This window comes from Peribacillus simplex (assembly GCF_001578185.1).
In the GTDB taxonomy this organism is placed as follows: Bacteria; Bacillota; Bacilli; order Bacillales; family DSM-1321; genus Peribacillus; species Peribacillus simplex_A.
The window spans coordinates 3,771,156-3,788,546 of record NZ_CP011008.1 but is presented as its reverse complement, the minus strand read 5'-3'; the positions used below and the strand labels follow the sequence as shown (position 1 = coordinate 3,788,546).

Below are 17,391 nucleotides of genomic sequence, written 5' to 3'. Positions count from 1 at the left end.
AAGGGAGGAACTTCAAAATGAAAAACATTCCATTCAATCGCCACCGTCGCTTGCGTGCAAGTGCTGGCATGAGGGCTTTAGTCCGTGAAACACAATTGCATAAAGAGGATTTGATCTATCCGATCTTCGTCATTGACGGTGAAAATGTAAAAAATGAAATCAACTCGATGCCGGGTATATATCAGTTATCCATGGATAACCTTGGGGCTGAAATGGATGAAGTCGTAAGTCTGGGCATTAAGTCAGTCATTTTATTCGGTGTCCCTTTTGCTCATGATAAAGACGAACAAGGCACAGGAGCATTTCACCATAACGGACTTGTGCAAGAGGCAACCCGCTATATCAAAAAACAATATCCTGAAGTCATTGTCATTGCTGATACATGTCTTTGTGAGTATACAAGCCATGGCCATTGCGGGGTCGTTGAAGGGGAAAGGATCCTGAATGACGCTTCTCTTGACCTTCTTGCCAAAACGGCGATCAGCCAGGCTGAGGCCGGTGCCGATATCATTGCCCCTTCCAATATGATGGACGGTTTCGTTGCGGCCATCCGTGCAGGCCTGGATGAAGCTGGCTATGAAGATATTCCGATCATGTCCTATGCAGTGAAATATGCATCGGCTTTTTACGGCCCATTCCGTGATGCAGCGAATGGCGCGCCGCAATTTGGCGACAGGAAAACTTACCAAATGGATCCTGCCAATCGCCTTGAAGCATTCCGTGAAGCTGAATCCGATGTTGCTGAAGGTGCGGATTTCTTAATCGTGAAACCAGCCCTTTCCTACATGGACATTATCAGGGACGTTAAGAATAACTTTAATCTTCCCGTTGTTTCCTACAATGTGAGCGGTGAATATTCAATGGTCAAAGCTGCTGCCCAAAATGGCTGGATTGATGAAAAAGCGATAGTGATGGAAATGCTGACAGGATTGAAACGCGCAGGTTCCGACTTGATCATTACGTATTTCTCAAAAGAAGTAGCACGCTGGATAAACGAAGATAATCAAAGATGATTAACAAATAAAACCTGTAATGGAAAAGGGGATTGAATCATGCGGTCATATGAAAAATCGAAACAAGCGTTTGCCGAAGCAAAAAAATTGATGCCAGGCGGCGTGAACAGCCCTGTACGTGCCTTCAAATCCGTGGACATGGATCCCATTTTCATGGAGCGTGGAAAAGGCTCAAAAATGTATGATATCGATGGCAATGAATATATAGACTATGTTCTTTCATGGGGACCGCTTATCCTGGGTCACACGAATGACCATGTCGTTGAAGCATTGAAAAAGGTAGCGGAATCAGGTACAAGCTTTGGAACCTCTACGCTGATTGAGAATGAACTGGCTAAGTTGGTCATTGACCGGGTGCCTTCGATTGAGATGATCCGGATGGTGTCTTCAGGAACCGAGGCGACGATGAGTGCGCTAAGGTTGGCGAGAGGCTTTACAGGTCGGGATAAAATCCTTAAATTCGAAGGTTCATATCATGGACATGGCGATTCATTGCTAATCAAAGCAGGTTCCGGCGTTGCCACATTAGGTTTGCCGGATAGTCCGGGAGTACCGGAAGGCATTGCGAAAAATACGATTACCGTACCATATAATGATCTTGCAGCAACCAAATATGCGTTTGAACAATTTGGCGAAGACATCGCGTGTATCATCGTAGAACCTGTTGCAGGGAACATGGGCGTAGTTCCGCCGCAACCAGGTTTCCTCGAAGGCTTACGTGAAGTGACGACCCAATACGGGGCTCTATTGATCTTTGACGAAGTTATGACAGGTTTCCGTGTCGGTTATAACTGTGCACAAGGCTATTTTGGCATCGTACCGGACCTGACTTGCCTTGGGAAAGTAATTGGCGGTGGCTTACCGGTCGGAGCTTTCGGAGGGAAGCGCGAATTCATGGAACGAATTGCTCCGAGCGGGACAATCTATCAAGCAGGAACATTGTCAGGTAACCCTCTGGCCATGACGGCTGGTCTTGAAACGCTGAGCCAATTGACTCCAGAATCTTATGAAGAGTTCACCCGAAAAGGTGATATGCTTGAAAAAGGCATTGGAGAAGCAGCGAAAAAGTACGGAGTTCCCCATACATTCAACCGTGCCGGTTCCATGATTGGACTATTCTTTACGGATGAAGAAGTAACCAATTATGATACAGCAAAAACATCAGATTTAGAGTTCTTTGCTTCTTACTATAGGGAAATGGCGAATCAAGGCATCTACTTGCCGCCGTCCCAGTTTGAAGGTTTATTCCTTTCCACTGCACATAGTGATGAAGATATCGAAAAGACCATCACAGCGGCAGAACAGGCCTTTGCAAAATTAAAAAAATGAGGCTTCATGACACTATTAAAATTATTAACAGGCTACCATTTTTCCAAAAAATTTTGGAGAAAGGTAGCCTGTTTTTTTGATTCAAGGAGTAAGTGGAAGAGGGCCGAATTAAAATGGTTTAAGTCTGATTGATCCAATCGAAATGGATTTTAGCCTGAAAAAGTAAAGTCTACTCCTTATCATGGTTCAGTAAAAATAAGGTTTGGATGGCTGCAAATGAAATGAAGGAATAATCAGCTTCCTTTCTTCATAGATTGATATTGGTATAGGTACCGTTTCCTGAAGCTGAAAGGAGGAGTTGTCTTGTCGCAAGAAAATGAATCGTATTTACGATTTTCTTTAGAGGAATCCGTTTGGTTCCAGAAGGGACAGGAAGTGGCTGAGTTATTTTCCATTTCTCTGGATCCAAATGTGACGATTCAAGAAAGTGATCAATATGTTTTTATACGAGGCTCGTTAGATTTATGCGGTGAATACAAAGACTCGCAAAATGGTGAGGAAGAGGAGTTTTCGCAGACCTTTTTGCCAAAAGCCGTTCAAAAGGTCGAGAGGCATCCTGATGGACTTACTGAGTTCACACACCGTTTTCCGGTTGATATAACAATTCCGAATAATCGAATTTCCTCATTAGAGGAGATCGATGTCTCGATTCAAAGCTTTGATTATGCCATGCCTGAGCATAACTGTTTGAAATTGCAGGCGGATTTGTTGATAACCGGAATTTATAATGATTCATATGTGGAAGAACGGTTCGATACGGAGCAGGAAGTTGGGGAAACAGAGGAACAAGAAGAAACGGACGGTGAAAACGAGTCATATATTCCATATGCGGCTGCAGTGCCGCCAATCCCAGATTTTCAGCCTGTTTTCCGAGATGAGCAGGAGGAAGAGTTATACACGCCTTTTTCTGCAGAGGCAAAACGGGTATCTGAAGCAAACGAGGAAGAGGAAGAGGAACCAATCTATTTAAGCGATCAGCATGGTGTCCCAGTTTTTGAGATTCCCGTTTCGCCATATCCTGAAGAGGGGGAGTGGGAAACGGAAGTGCACAGACAGGAAGAAGTGAATTTTTCTATAAGTGATCAGCCTGATTCAGCAGAGGTACCTATGTCATCCATGGAAGAGGAGAAGCAGGAGGGAAATGTAAGCAGGCAGGAAACCATGGAGAAAGTCGAGACTCCTAGAAAGACTTTGATGGAAGAGGAAGCAGTGGAAGAGCCAAATCATGTAATCAATCATATAAGTGTCCCAGTTGAGAATAGCCCTGTTTCAAATTCCGAAAACGAGGGTGTCATCCGGCAGGAAGAAGCTGAGGCTGCAGCGGGTCCTATCCTTAATGAACATGCGAAGATGGAACATGAAGAGAAAGCAAATTCGTCGTCCATAAGCGATCTATTCAAAAAGAAGGAAAGACCAGCGCCGCCAGCTAAGGAAGTTAAAAATTTCAAAGGCAGGAAACAAGCCGTGGAACGTGATGATAAGGAAACCGCTGAACATGATGAAAAGCAGCTTTCCATCATGGACTTATTCGGTCGGAAACAAGAAGAAGAGCTGGTAAGGATGAAGGTTTGTATTGTCCAGCAAGGGGAAACGCTTGATGACTTGGCTCAACGTTATGATGTTACGGTTCAATCCATACTTTTCAGTAATGAGTTGGAGTCGAACCAGAACGTCCATGAAGGGCAAGTCATCTATATACCGAAGGCGGTTGCGTATAAGAATTGACCAGGACAGAGAGCAGAGCATATGGTCTGCTCCTGTTTTTTAGAGCAGCCCGGATTTAATTACACCTTTTGGTGGCTAGAGGAATCGAATAATCGGATTGTTGAGTGTTTATAGAGAAAGTGAGTGAGTCTCGTGAGGGAAAACGAGAATCAGCAGCCTATTAATCGGGATCGTGACACGGAGACCGTCTTGAAGGAATACGCCATGTATGTACAATATATTGAGGACTTCGGGCGGGTGAAAAAAGTATACAGCGATCGAGGTACATTTGCCTTGAAATCCATTGTACCGCATAAAGGCATTGATTTTATCAGGAATGTTCAAAAACTGTACCATCGAGGCTATAACCGGATCGTTCCCATTTATCAAACGATGGATCAGCGTTACGCCGTTCTTCATAATGGACGTTTGTATTACCTGATGCCCTGGCTTAATAATGAAGGGGACGGGGAGCGTGATGAAAAGCATAAGCAAATGTTCAGGGAGCTTGCTCGGATGCATACGCTGTCCGTAAAGGAAATCCAGGTTGATATAGAAGAACGGGAAGCTCATTATGAGCGGACGCTTGATGCCTGGAATAACGAGAAGGACTTTATGGATGAGTATATTGTCAGCTGCGAAAAGAAGTGGTATATGTCTCCATTTGAAATGACGGTTTGTTCATTCTTCACTGATATTTCACAGGCACTGAAGTACTCGATCAAGAAGTTTGAAACCTGGTATGAAAAAACGAAGGAAAGTGAAAAGGTTCGAACCGTGATTACGCACGGAAAGGTCTCCTTGAAGCATTTCGTTAGTGATGAACGGGGGTATGGCTACTTCATCAATTTTGAAAATTCGAATACGGCACCGCCTCATTTCGATTTACTGCCATTTCTCATTAAATCGGCCAGGACCTATCCTGTCCAATGCGATGACTGCGTCGACTGGCTATATAACTATTTTCGTTATTTTCCGTTGAAAGAAGAAGAATTGCTGCTCATGCAAAGTTATATGGCTTTCCCTGGATCAGCTTTGGAATTAGTGAAGGGTTATTCCGATGGCAGGAGCCATCGTTCAGAGCTTGATAATGTTACTCAACTGCAGAGGCAATTTTGGCTCCTGAAGAATGTAGAATATATGGTGATGAAAATCGAAGAAATCGAACAGAAGAAAAAGGCGGCTGCCGAGGCTGCCAAAGAAGAGCAATCACCCCCAAGCTAAATATACATGATTGGATCATCTCCAGTCATGTATATTTTTTTGCTGTGAGGGAATAATTAAATCCATTCGAAATATAAAGACAAGGCCAAGAAAATAAAGGCGACTAACAGGAGCATATCGAAGAAAGTAGGGAAAATCAGCGTACGTAATCCTTGGAATACGATAAAGGGAATGATGAACTGCTGGCAAACACCGCGGAATTTTTTCATCCAAGGCGGTAAAGTATAGGGAGTATATCTTCGCTTCATATTATTACCTTCCTTTTTAGGACTTCTTTTATTATATGGGTGGGTAGTGGGAAAGGTGAAAAAGCCGTCACATTAACTGTTCCTGGAGTATAAAATAAAGAAAATGGCCGGGCAGCGGGAGTGAATGCGTGAAATGAGACGCTTCCTGGGAAAGTAAGCGAAAAGATGATTGACTGGAGCCCCATATTTTTTGTACTATATACTATATGCATTCAATGATTTTACATATGAATATAATTCAATGCAAAGACCGGAAATAGTAAGATGAAATGCACTTTTCAGAGAGGAAACCAATTGGTGCGAGGTTTCCAGGCAGCAGCATCCGAAGTCGTCCGCGAGCAGTTTTCGTGAAAGATATTAGTAGCGAAGGCCGGTGAAGAGCCGTTATCCGATTTGAGAGCCGAAAGAGATTTTTTTATTTTTTCGGAAAAAAGGTGGCACCGCGAACAACTTCCTTCGTCCTTTTGTGATGATGGAAGTTTTTTTTATGCCCAAAAAGGAGGAAATGATATGGAAGAGAACCAAATTTCGATGCCAACTAAATATGATCCGCAGACGATAGAGAAAGGCCGCTATAAATGGTGGCTTAATGGGAAGTTTTTCGAAGCGACGGGTGACGATAAAAAGGAACCATATACGATTGTCATCCCGCCCCCTAATGTAACAGGTAAGCTGCATCTTGGCCATGCTTGGGACACGGCACTTCAAGATATATTGACACGCATGAAAAGGATGCAAGGCTATGATGTATTATGGTTGCCTGGCATGGACCATGCCGGTATCGCCACTCAAGCAAAGGTTGAACAAAAGCTTCGCTCGGAAGGCGTAAGCCGTTATGACCTTGGACGTGAAAAGTTCGTTGAAGAGACATGGAAATGGAAAGAGGAATATGCGAGCCATATCCGTGAACAATGGTCAAAGTTGGGTCTTGGGCTTGATTATACCCGTGAACGCTTCACTCTTGATGAGGGGCTTTCAAAAGCAGTACGCGAAGTTTTCGTCTCTCTTTATAACAAGGACTTGATTTACCGGGGCGAATACATCATCAACTGGGATCCATCAACGAAAACGGCGTTATCCGATATCGAGGTTATTTATAAAGATGTGCAGGGTGCATTTTACCATATGAAATATCCGTTGGTTGACGGGTCAGGTGAAATTGAAATAGCCACAACACGTCCGGAAACGATGCTAGGCGATACTGCGGTTGCTGTACACCCTGAAGATGATCGTTATAAACACCTGATCGGCAAACTGGTTCGCTTGCCAATTACAGGCCGGGAAATCCCAATTGTCGGTGATGATTATGTCGATATGGAATTCGGTTCAGGCGCCGTTAAAATTACTCCGGCCCATGACCCGAATGACTTCGAAATTGGGAACCGTCACAATTTGGAGCGCATCCTTGTCATGCATGAAGACGGTTCGATGAATGAAAAGGCTGGTAAGTACGAAGGTATGGATCGCTTCGAATGCCGTAAGCAAATCGTCAAAGACCTTCAGGAAGAAGGAGTGCTCTTCAAAATCGAAGATCACCTTCACTCAGTCGGCCATTCAGAGAGAAGCGGTGCTGTTGTTGAACCATATCTTTCGACTCAATGGTTCGTAAAAATGCAGCCACTGGCTGATGCATCCGTTGAACTTCAAAAAGGGTCCGATGAGGAAAAGGTTCATTTCGTACCAGATCGTTTTGAAAAAACGTACCTCCACTGGATGGAAAATATCCGAGACTGGTGCATTTCCCGTCAGCTTTGGTGGGGTCACCGCATTCCAGCGTGGTACCATAAAGAAACAGGTGAAGTGTATGTTGGCCACGAAGAACCTGCGGATGCTGAAAACTGGGAACAGGATACAGATGTTCTGGATACATGGTTCAGCTCGGCATTATGGCCATTCTCGACTATGGGCTGGCCTGATAAGGACAGTATCGATTTCAAACGGTACTATCCAAACGGAGCACTTGTAACAGGCTATGATATCATTTTCTTCTGGGTATCGCGGATGATTTTCCAAGCACTTGAGTTCACAGGTGAGCGTCCATTTGAAAATGTACTGATCCACGGTCTGGTTCGTGACGAGCAAGGTCGCAAGATGAGTAAATCGCTTGGCAATGGTGTAGATCCGATGGATGTCATCGATCAATACGGTGCCGATTCCCTGCGTTACTTCTTATCTACAGGCAGCTCACCAGGGCAGGACCTTCGTTATAGTACGGAAAAAGTGGAAGCGGTTTGGAACTTCTCGAATAAGATTTGGAACGCATCCCGTTTTGCTTTGATGAACATGAATGGCATGACTTATGACGAAATCGATTTAAGCGGTGAGAAGTCTGTAGCCGATAAATGGATTTTGACGCGCTTGAATGAAACGATTTCAAACGTGACGAGACTTGCGGACCGTTATGAGTTCGGTGAAGTGGGCCGTGTGCTTTATAACTTCATTTGGGATGACTTCTGTGACTGGTATATTGAAATGGCGAAGCTTCCGTTATATGGCGAAAATGAAGCAGCGAAGATAACGACCCGCTCGATCTTGGCTTATGTACTGGATAACACGATGAGATTATTACACCCGTTCATGCCATTCATTACCGAAGAAATCTGGCAGAACCTTCCTCACCAAGGTGAGTCGATCACTGTTGCCGCATGGCCGGAAGTGAATGAAGGATTGACAGATACAGCTGCAGCCGAGGAAATGAAGCTGCTTGTTGAAATCATCCGCTCCGTCCGTAACATCCGTGCTGAGGTGAACACACCGTTAAGCAAAAAAATCAATTTGATTTTAAAAGCTAAAGATGAGTCCATCTTAGAAACGTTACAGAAAAACAGCAGCTATATCGAGCGTTTCTGTAATCCTGAACAATTGACGATCGGAATCGAGGTCGAAGAACCTGCTCAAGCAATGACAGCTGTCGTTACTGGTGTAGAACTGATCCTTCCGCTTACAGGACTGATCAATATCGACGAAGAAGTGAAACGTCTTGAAAAAGAACTCGACAAACTTAATAAAGAAGTTGAACGCGTACAGAAAAAATTAGGCAACGAGGGCTTCGTTAAAAAGGCGCCGGCAAGCGTCATTGAAGAAGAACGTGCCAAAGAAAAAGACTATAGCGAAAAACGCGACTCTGTGATCCACAGGATCAGCGAACTGAAACAACTGTAAAACAAAAGGATGAACCAGCTATATGCCGGTTCATCCTTTTGTATTTAACGCAATTGATGTCATTCCCAGAATCAAATGTTCCGTTGGGAGGATATTCTTTCTTTTATGAATATGAGGTAATCCCGTACGATATTCATGTCGCTTAGTGCACTTAATGTCCGGCTGCCGACGACATCCTCGATTTCGTTGAGCATGAGGCTGCCATCTTCGGCAAATATGAAATCGATTCCGACCAGGCCAAAATCAAATGCCTCGATTACTCTTTCTACAAGGGTTAAGTCGGATGCGGTCAGCTCATATAACGAAGCCGATCCCCCTAGCGTGTAATTTGCCTTGAAACTTGAAGCGGATTCCCTAAGGACAGCTGCCTTCACTTTTTTACCAACTACAAAGACACGGATATCCCTGCCGAATAAACCAGGTTTTTGGACAATCCAATTTCCGTCATTCAGTTCGGCCAAATCATCGGCATGCTCGATTAAATAAACTTGTTTCCCTCCGCGGCCACCTGTTTCTTTAGCGATGAAAGGGAGCTCCATATCCTCGGCATTCGGACTTCCGTTGCAGTAAACGGTATCGGCCATTGGTATCCCCATCGAGGACAAATATTGATGCGTCTTTGCTTTGTCATTCGCGATTTCGGATACGGTTGAGGAGTTAAAGCAGGCAATCCCCAGTTGCTCCAGTTGCCTAGTAAAAAAAGGATCGATGGTCCGGACGATAGCAAAGTCAGGCAATGAAATTGGCTTCATCTCATGTTCCACGTACAATTCGTTGAAACGGTGGCCGATCCTAAGGTCTTCCCGATGGAGAAAGTGTAAATCAAGGTCAAGCTGACTGGCTTCCCCAAGCATCCAATCTATGTATCCCTTATTATTTATGGCATCCTCACGGTTATAAATCAACCAACCCGCTTGCTTTTTCATCAGAGGCACTTCCTTTTCCTAATTTGTTCAGGATATAATCGAACATACTATCAGCGACGTTGATGCCTGTACATTCATAAATATTCAGTAAATGAGAGTTAGAATTCACTTCGCATAAAAGCGGTCCCTCTTCACCGAACAGCAAATCGACGCCGGCGAAGTCGGCACCTAGAATCTCCGCACATCGGATGGCAAGTTGTGCTTCTTCCGTGGTGGGTGTATAGGGGGCAGCCTGGCCCCCAGCAGTCATATTAGCTCGGAAGTCGTGCTCGGAATGGCGTTGCATCGCTGCTATGACTCGATTGCCGACGACATTCACACGAATATCCCGCCCTTTACTATGTTCGACGAATTCCTGAATGATAAATGGCTTGTGGCCAAGATTACGGATCGCCTTAAACAACTCATCCTCTGTTTGGATCAAATATACTTGTTCCCCAAAAGAACCGTATGCTTCCTTAACGATAAGTGGATACCCAAGTTCAATGCCGATTAGTTTAAAGGCATCCATATTGACCCTTTCAATACCTTCGTACGTAAAGGGCGGAAACAAGGTTTTCGGCATCGGTATGCCATGCCCGGCCAATGCTTGATGTGTTTTTGCTTTACTGTCACAAATATCGATCGCTGTACTGCCGTTATATACGGGGATGCCGAGCAATTCCAAATGGCGTGCCAAATGAATGTCTTTATCCATGAACAGAACAAAATCAGGCAGCTTATCAAAGGCTCCTTTAATTAGAGGCACTCCTTTTTCGATTATGGGTATCAGATCTGAATTTCGGATAAGGGTTGCCATGATTTCTTTCCTTTCGGCCGCCTCCTTAATGAACAAAGCTAAATTGGAAAACTTATCATGCTGTAAATAGCCGTTAACGACGATCCAACAGTGAAGATCTGAAGGTTTCATTGTAAAACACTACCTTTCATCTAGGTTAATCGTTCATATATTGATAAAATAATATTAACGCATAAGAGCGGTATAAAGAAAGAGGAGGCTCAACGATAATGGTAACAACCATGAAGGAAATCAATCAATTTTTTGAACGGCGCCAAGTTCAATTGGGTATGAATTTTGGCTTATCAAGGATGGAAACATTATTAACTAACTTAGGTGACCCACATAAGGCGCTTAAGTATATTCACATTGCAGGATCAAACGGGAAAGGATCTACCTTGCAATATATGAAAGAAATCCTTCTAGCTGAAGGGGTACGTGTCGCTTCCTTCACTTCACCTTATTTAATACGGTTGAATGAACAGCTGAAGATAAATGCGGACGAAATCAGTGATAAGGATTTTATCGCCACATTCCGGGAGCTGCAGCCGTTCATCCAAGAGATGGACAGTAAGGGGAATGGACCTACTCAGTTTGAAATATTGACTGCAATGGCATTTTCTTATTTCAGCAAAAAGGAAGTGGATTTGGTTTTAATGGAAACCGGACTGGGAGGCAGGCTCGATACAACGAATGTCATCCAGCCGTTTCTTTCGATCATTACCTCGATTTCTTTGGAACATACGAATATCCTGGGTAGCACACTTGGGGAAATTGCTTCAGAGAAGGCGGGCATCATTAAAAGCGGGGCGCCGACCATCAGCGGAGTCACCGCTTGGGAACCAGCAAAAGTAATCGAAGAAAAAGCGTCTTCAGTAGGCGTGCCTTATTACCAATTAGGTAAAGACTTTCATGTAGTCAATGTAAAGCAAAGTGAATGTGGGCAAAGTTTCTCCTTTTCGCTTGGAGACAGGTCCATCGAAAATGTGGAAATGCAGATGCTAGGCCGTCATCAAATGGAAAATGCGGCGCTGGCCATTGCTGCTGTCCTATTAGGAATGGAAAATATCGATGAAAAAAGCATCCTTAAAGGAATAGGGGAAGCGAAATGGGATGGACGTTTTGAAAAAATATCGGATGAGCCGTTGGTGATCATTGATGGTGCACATAATCCTGCCGGCATAGACGTATTGATGGAAACGCTAAAAGTGCATTACCCTGAATATAAGTACCGGTTCATATTCAGCTCATTTAAAGATAAAAATTATTCCCAGATGCTTCGTGGACTGGAAAAGGAAGCGATAGAAATCATCATTACTGAATTCTTCCACGAACGGGCGGCGGATGCGCACACGCTCTATGAAAAATGCAGTCATGAAAATAAAAGTATAAACAAGGATTGGCAGGCGGCGATAAGGGAAGGCAGACGGAAAACAGGGGGAAAAGAGGCCCTTGTCATCACAGGTTCCCTTCATTTCCTTTCACTTGTGAGGGAATTCCTAATCAGAGAAGATGCCTAAAGGGATGTGCCTTTACCGGACTAATTATTTTTCCCGAATGTTGAGAAATGAGGCACTTTATCATGGAAACCAAAGCATAAGAACCAATGGTAAGCCATATTTGTTTCAACTTCTTCAATTGTTTTACGCATTGACCGAAGTTATATTGAATGAAAGTCTAGATCAATACTTGGGCGTCCTATCTCTGAATACAAATCTTTCAACAAATCATAAGTGAAAGTGAAGTCAATGGCAGCCTCAATTTTACGAACCAAATGGTTCGCAGGCACTAGTTGATTTAAAGTAATCATTTCAAGTTGGTCACGCTTAATAGGATGCATCCTCATCACCTCAAGTTTTATCAAGTCTATTTTAAAACAATAAAGACTTTAGGCAAAAGGGCTCTATCTATAAGTTAAAACAAAGTTGATTGGAGCGGGTGTACGAGACTCGCAGGCGCAAAGGGAGTGCCTACGCTCATTGCACAAACCCCTAAAAAACTGTAGACAAGCTCTATTTTCATCGAGAGTTTGTCTACAGTCTGAGAAAAGGATCTTTCAAAGGTCCTTTTCTCTTGTTAACAAAGTCTCTTGAAAAGAAAAAACTCTAATAGAGTGATTGATAACAATTCACCAAGTATATTTGTTAAAATATGTTTATATATTGATTCTATATGACTGGTGAATAGTAGGATCTACTTATTAAAATGACGGGAGGAATGAAAAATCATGAAGAAACCAAGTGATTATTATATAGCGGAAGGGACTTTTATATTAGGGTTTCAAAGAAAAGCAATCGAATCCTCGTGCAATTTGTATAAATGATGGCTATCCATATCTATCTCTTCGTCTTGGGCTTAATTTTAGGCTCATTCTTTAACGTCGTCGGTTTAAGTGTTCCAGCGGGTAATTCATTTGCGAATCGGCGCTCTGCTTGCCCTTCTTGTGGGCGTACATTGACATTCATCGAGTTGATACCGGTTATTTCTTATATGATGCAATACGGAAAATGCCTGGGCTGTAAAGCAAGGATTTCCCCCCTCTATCCGTCAGTGGAAATGCTGACCGGTGTTTTGTTTGCCACAGCTCCCATATTTCTTGGCTGGTCGGACGAACTCTGGGTTGGCTGGACATTGATTTCATTATTTATGATCATATTCGTGTCTGATGTAGCCTATATGCTCATTCCTGATAAAATACTGCTTTTCTTTATGGCGATTTTTACGGTTCTAAGAGTTTCATTTCCGCTGTCTCCATGGTGGGATTCAATTGTCGGGGCAGCGATTGGCTTTAGCCTGCTGCTATTAATCGCTGTGGTGAGTAAGGGAGGCATGGGGGGCGGTGATATCAAACTATTTGCAGTGATTGGCTTTGTACTGGGAATGAAGATGGTCCTGCTATCGTTTCTTTTTGCGTGCTTTTATGGTGCATTCCTTGGAATCATCGGGTTGCTAACCGGGGTTCTAAAAAAGAAAACACTGATTCCTTTCGGGCCATATATCGTTTTGGGGACTTTGACTGCTTATTTTTGGGGCGATTCCCTTTTACATTGGTATGTAACTTTTCTAAGATGAGCTTAAAGGACCATCCCAGTTCAAGAGTAATTTGTCAAAAAACACCTGAACAATGAGGATTAGGGAACTATCCCCATTTGGCTTCAAGTGAAGATGACATGGAAGAGGTATATATGTAATTGGTGTATGGCGTTATTAAACGGTTCATGGACCAGAAGCACCAGTGCCTGGAAGTTCCTTTTGTTTAACTCGATATGAATAGGGAAATTTGACGAAACCTATTAATGACAAGACGACAAAAGTCTTGTTATTTTTTTTTGCCTCTATGTTAGGATGAAAAAAATGATCTGGAGGGGAGGAAAAAAATTGGGCAAGACGGAAAAAAGCAAAGGCGTCACGATTAAAATAAATGGGGAAGAAAAAGTATTTGCCGATAAAAATAAGATGGAAAGCCAAGAGGCGGCGAGTGAGGAGCTGGAACAGCCAGATGAGAGTTTCGAATGGATACTCCCTGAGGATTCAAATGAAAACAAGATTGTATTGATTCCCTCACCGCCAAAGAAGAAAATGCCGAAGCTAATCGGTTTTGGGACTAGTTCGCTGAAAAGCCCGGATAATAGACCGATCAAGGCATTCATGATCGCTGTCATGTGTGCAGTGTTTTTTGGATCGATTCTTGGCTTGATCGCCGTTAAAACGATTACAAAGGAAAAAGCCGCAGTTTCTTCGGTCGGGACCTCGATTCCAAAGGGAGCCACTGTTGAAGATAAAAAAGCGGCAGCAAATGAACCAGGAACCCAGCTAAAGACATTTCTTGTACAGGGTGGTGTATTCAGCAGCGAGGATGCGGCAAGGCAAATCCAAAAGAAAATCATGGGAAAGCAGGTTCCAGCTGAAATTTTCAAATTGGAAGACAGCTATTATTTATTCCTGGGATCGGCAGAGAGTCTCACTGCAAGTAAGGAGCTGGCCTTGTTCTTAAAGTCCTATGATGTAGACGTATATTGGAAGGAAATCAATTTTGAAGCGGCTGGGACAAGCCAGGAAGAAGAGAAAACCCTTGACAAGATGAAGGCAGTATATACATCATTGGCAGAAATATCTGCAACAAAGCTTCGCGGAAAGGAAGGGACGGTAAACGGAGAAACCCTGAAAAAAAACCTGGATGAACTGAAGGGAGGGCAATTATCACCGAAGTTTTCAAAAATGAACGATGACCTGACGGCTGCGGCAAAGTCGATTAACGAATATGAGACTTCCCTAAACGAAGAAAAGCTATTTCAGGCTCAAGAAAGTCTTCTTGATTTTTTATTGAATTACCAAAATATATAAAGTTAAGTAAAGAAAAAGGGGAGCTACCTAATGGGACAGGCTCCCAATATGAAACTATCTGCTGACACCTTTTTTTATTTTCCGGGAAATACTTTCGGGCATTTGTCGATTCCTAGTAAACAATAATTGTGGATTGGACCATTATTTGATAGGATAGATATGTATCTCCCTAGTAAAGAAAGGTGACTTTTTAATTATGCAGCCATTGATTTTAGCTTCTTCATCACCACGTCGTAAAGAACTTCTACAATTTCTTCAAATCCCCTTTGAAAGCATGAATTCCAATGTCGATGAAAGTATTGATGAAAACATGTGTCCGGATGCTGCGGTGAAAGACTTGGCCTCCCGTAAAGCGGAAGCCATCGCAGCGAAATTTCAGGAAAACTGGGTAATCGGCTCGGATACCGTTGTTGTCCTTGATGGTGAGATATTGGGGAAGCCGGCAAGCCGGGCAGATGGAAAAAGAATGCTGGAAATGTTATCAGGACGGACACACGAAGTATACACAGGTGTCGCCATCCTATTCGGCGAGCATCGCAGAGTATTCGCAGAAAAGACGGAAGTGACATTTTGGGAGCTGCCAGAAGCTGAAATCGAACGTTATCTGGATAGCGGGGAACCTTTTGACAAAGCTGGCAGCTATGGGATTCAAGGATATGGATCTCTTCTCGTCAAACAAATCAAAGGGGACTATTTCTCTGTCGTCGGGCTTCCGGTCTCAAGATTGGCCCGTGAACTTAAAGCGATGCAGGCAGACTTAGCATAAACGATTTCCCTCTGGCATCTCCCCTTTTTCCAAGAAAGGGTGGATCAAAAATGTTAATTCGGGATTACCCGAAAGAAGAGAGGCCGCGCGAAAGGTTTCTGCAGGACGGACCGCAAAGTCTATCCAATCAAGAATTGCTTGCTCTGTTATTGAGGACGGGATCAAAGGAAGAATCCGTTCTGCAACTATCGGGCAGGCTCATCAATTCCTTCAAGGGCCTGCGTCTGCTAAAAGAAGCCTCAGTGGAAGAACTGACGGTGATTAAAGGGATTGGTGAAGCGAAAGCGATTCAAATACTGGCCTCTGTCGAACTTGGCAGGAGGATTCACAAATTGAATGATCAAGACCGTTATGTGATTCGATCTCCTGAAGATGGAGCCAATTATTGCATGGAAGAAATGCGGTTTTTGTCACAGGAACATTTTGTCTGTCTCTATTTAAATACGAAAAATCAAGTGCTTCAAAAAACTACGGTCTTCATCGGTAGCCTCAATGCCTCAATCGTTCATCCGCGTGAGGTTTTTAAAGAAGCTTTCAGAAGGTCCGCTGCCTCTATCATCTGTCTTCATAACCACCCCTCCGGAGACCCCTCTCCCAGCAGAGAAGATATTGAAGTGACGAAAAGATTAGTCGAATGTGGTAAAATAATCGGGATTGAAGTATTGGACCATATCATTATCGGGGAACATAAATATGTTAGTTTGAAGGAAAAAGGTTATTTATGACACTATCAAAATTTTTGACGATACGATATAATATTGTTTATGATTTTTAAAAGAGGAAACTTTTTCAAAACTCTTATTGTCAAAAAACGACAAATTATTATTTGAACTTATAAAAGGCATTTTTGTTTACGAAAGGGAGATACCATAATGTTTGGAATTGGCGCTAGAGATATAGGGATTGATTTAGGAACGGCGAATACGCTTGTATATGTGAAAGGAAGAGGAATCGCAGTACGTGAACCATCGGTTGTAGCTGTGCAAACAGATACAAAGCAAATCGTTGCAGTCGGAAACGATGCGAAAAACATGATTGGCCGTACACCTGGTAACGTGGTTGCCCTACGTCCTATGAAGGATGGAGTGATTGCCGATTATGAAACGACGGCTACCATGATGAAGTACTATATGAAGGAAGCTCAAAAGAAGGGCGTATTCGGTAATAAGCCATATGTCATGATTTGTGTGCCTTCCGGAATTACGGCAGTTGAGCAGCGCGCAGTCATCGATGCAGCTAGACAAGCTGGAGCCCGTGATGCATATCCTATCGAAGAACCGTTTGCAGCAGCGATCGGGGCTGACCTTCCTGTTTGGGAGCCTACAGGCAGCATGGTCGTTGATATTGGCGGTGGAACAACGGAGGTGGCGATCATTTCCCTTGGCGGAATCGTAACAAGCCAATCCATCCGTATTGCCGGTGATGAAATGGATGATGCCATTATCGTTTACATCCGTAAGAACTACAATTTGATGATCGGTGAGCGTACTGCTGAGGCCATCAAAATGGAAATTGGTTCTGCTGGAGACACGGAAGGCGTAGATAACATGGAAATTCGCGGCCGTGACCTATTGACTGGACTACCGAAAACGATCGAAATTACAGCTGAGGAAATATCCAAGGCATTAAGCGACACAGTTTCTGCAATTGTGGATTCCGTGAAAAACACTCTAGAGAAAACACCACCTGAATTAGCAGCTGACATCATGGATAGAGGCATTGTGCTGACAGGCGGGGGTGCTTTACTGCGCAATTTGGATAAAGTCATCAGTGAAGAAACGCAAATGCCGGTGATCATCGCTGAAAATCCGCTGGATTGTGTTGCAATCGGAACGGGTAAAGCGTTGGACCACATTCATTTGTTCAAGACTAAATCAAGAGATTCGCGATAAGCATT

General features: G+C 43.5%; 14 protein-coding genes, 1 pseudogene and 1 other annotated feature. Of the genes and pseudogenes, 11 read left to right on the top strand and 4 right to left on the bottom strand.

What is annotated here, in order from left to right; all coding sequences use genetic code 11:
- Positions 1–17: 17 nt before the first annotated feature.
- The 4 genes from hemB (at position 18) to ysxE (ending at position 5,270) form a co-directional block, all read left to right on the top strand.
- Positions 18–1,013 carry a porphobilinogen synthase gene (gene hemB / locus UP17_RS17650; RefSeq protein ID WP_061464267.1) on the top strand — a complete coding sequence of 332 codons (996 nt, stop codon included), beginning with the start codon at positions 18–20 and terminating at the stop codon, positions 1,011–1,013.
- A gap of 39 nt (positions 1,014–1,052) precedes the next feature.
- Positions 1,053–2,342 (top strand): glutamate-1-semialdehyde 2,1-aminomutase, encoded by a 1,290-nt coding sequence (gene hemL / locus UP17_RS17645; RefSeq protein ID WP_061464266.1) that lies wholly within the window; start codon positions 1,053–1,055, stop codon positions 2,340–2,342.
- Positions 2,343–2,645: 303 nt separating this feature from the next.
- The gene (gene spoVID / locus UP17_RS17640; RefSeq protein WP_061464265.1) at positions 2,646–4,067 is read left to right on the top strand and encodes a stage VI sporulation protein D; all 1,422 of its coding nucleotides are present in this window, start codon (positions 2,646–2,648) and stop codon (positions 4,065–4,067) included.
- Positions 4,068–4,199: 132 nt separating this feature from the next.
- Complete coding sequence (gene ysxE, locus UP17_RS17635) at positions 4,200–5,270, top strand: spore coat protein YsxE (RefSeq protein ID WP_250211689.1); 1,071 nt, start codon at positions 4,200–4,202, stop codon at positions 5,268–5,270.
- 56 nt (positions 5,271–5,326) lie between these two features.
- On the opposite strand, the gene UP17_RS17630 is transcribed toward ysxE, so the two are convergent.
- A complete protein-coding gene (locus UP17_RS17630; protein WP_061464264.1) occupies positions 5,327–5,518 on the bottom strand; it encodes a hypothetical protein in 192 nt (63 codons plus the stop codon).
- 237 nt (positions 5,519–5,755) lie between these two features.
- Positions 5,756–5,985: a binding site (T-box leader), on the top strand.
- Between the two features lie 43 nt (positions 5,986–6,028).
- Between UP17_RS17630 and UP17_RS17625 the strand changes: the two genes are divergently transcribed.
- Entirely contained in the window at positions 6,029–8,680 is a 2,652-nt protein-coding gene (locus UP17_RS17625; RefSeq protein WP_061464263.1) for a valine--tRNA ligase, read from the top strand.
- Positions 8,681–8,751: 71 nt separating this feature from the next.
- Here UP17_RS17625 and UP17_RS17620 read toward each other — a convergent pair whose 3' ends face one another.
- Together UP17_RS17620 and UP17_RS17615 are read right to left on the bottom strand one after the other, a co-directional pair.
- Positions 8,752–9,606 carry an ATP-grasp domain-containing protein gene (locus UP17_RS17620; RefSeq protein WP_061464262.1) on the bottom strand — a complete coding sequence of 285 codons (855 nt, stop codon included), beginning with the start codon at positions 9,604–9,606 and terminating at the stop codon, positions 8,752–8,754.
- Positions 9,575–10,516 carry an ATP-grasp domain-containing protein gene (locus tag UP17_RS17615; RefSeq protein ID WP_061464261.1) on the bottom strand — a complete coding sequence of 314 codons (942 nt, stop codon included), beginning with the start codon at positions 10,514–10,516 and terminating at the stop codon, positions 9,575–9,577. The genes UP17_RS17620 and UP17_RS17615 overlap by 32 nt, the downstream gene beginning before the upstream one ends.
- A gap of 98 nt (positions 10,517–10,614) precedes the next feature.
- On the opposite strand from UP17_RS17615, the gene UP17_RS17610 reads away from it, so the two are divergent.
- The gene (locus UP17_RS17610) at positions 10,615–11,904 is read left to right on the top strand and encodes a bifunctional folylpolyglutamate synthase/dihydrofolate synthase (protein ID WP_061464260.1); all 1,290 of its coding nucleotides are present in this window, start codon (positions 10,615–10,617) and stop codon (positions 11,902–11,904) included.
- A 26-nt stretch (positions 11,905–11,930) separates the two neighbouring features.
- On the opposite strand, the pseudogene UP17_RS27800 reads toward UP17_RS17610, so the two are convergent.
- A pseudogene (locus UP17_RS27800) lies at positions 11,931–12,230 on the bottom strand (transposase); the annotation flags it as partial.
- A 473-nt stretch (positions 12,231–12,703) separates the two neighbouring features.
- Between UP17_RS27800 and UP17_RS17600 the strand changes: the two are divergent.
- From UP17_RS17600 to UP17_RS17580, 5 genes are all read left to right on the top strand, one after another.
- Complete coding sequence (locus UP17_RS17600) at positions 12,704–13,456, top strand: prepilin peptidase (protein ID WP_061464258.1); 753 nt, start codon at positions 12,704–12,706, stop codon at positions 13,454–13,456.
- A gap of 306 nt (positions 13,457–13,762) precedes the next feature.
- A complete protein-coding gene (locus tag UP17_RS17595) occupies positions 13,763–14,728 on the top strand; it encodes a hypothetical protein (RefSeq protein ID WP_155727360.1) in 966 nt (321 codons plus the stop codon).
- A gap of 196 nt (positions 14,729–14,924) precedes the next feature.
- Entirely contained in the window at positions 14,925–15,494 is a 570-nt protein-coding gene (locus UP17_RS17590; protein ID WP_061464256.1) for a Maf family protein, read from the top strand.
- 50 nt (positions 15,495–15,544) lie between these two features.
- Positions 15,545–16,219: a RadC family protein gene (gene radC, locus UP17_RS17585; protein WP_061464255.1), complete on the top strand. Its 675-nt coding sequence runs from the start codon at positions 15,545–15,547 to the stop codon at positions 16,217–16,219.
- Positions 16,220–16,366: 147 nt separating this feature from the next.
- Positions 16,367–17,386 carry a rod shape-determining protein gene (locus UP17_RS17580; protein WP_061464254.1) on the top strand — a complete coding sequence of 340 codons (1,020 nt, stop codon included), beginning with the start codon at positions 16,367–16,369 and terminating at the stop codon, positions 17,384–17,386.
- Positions 17,387–17,391 lie beyond the last annotated feature (5 nt).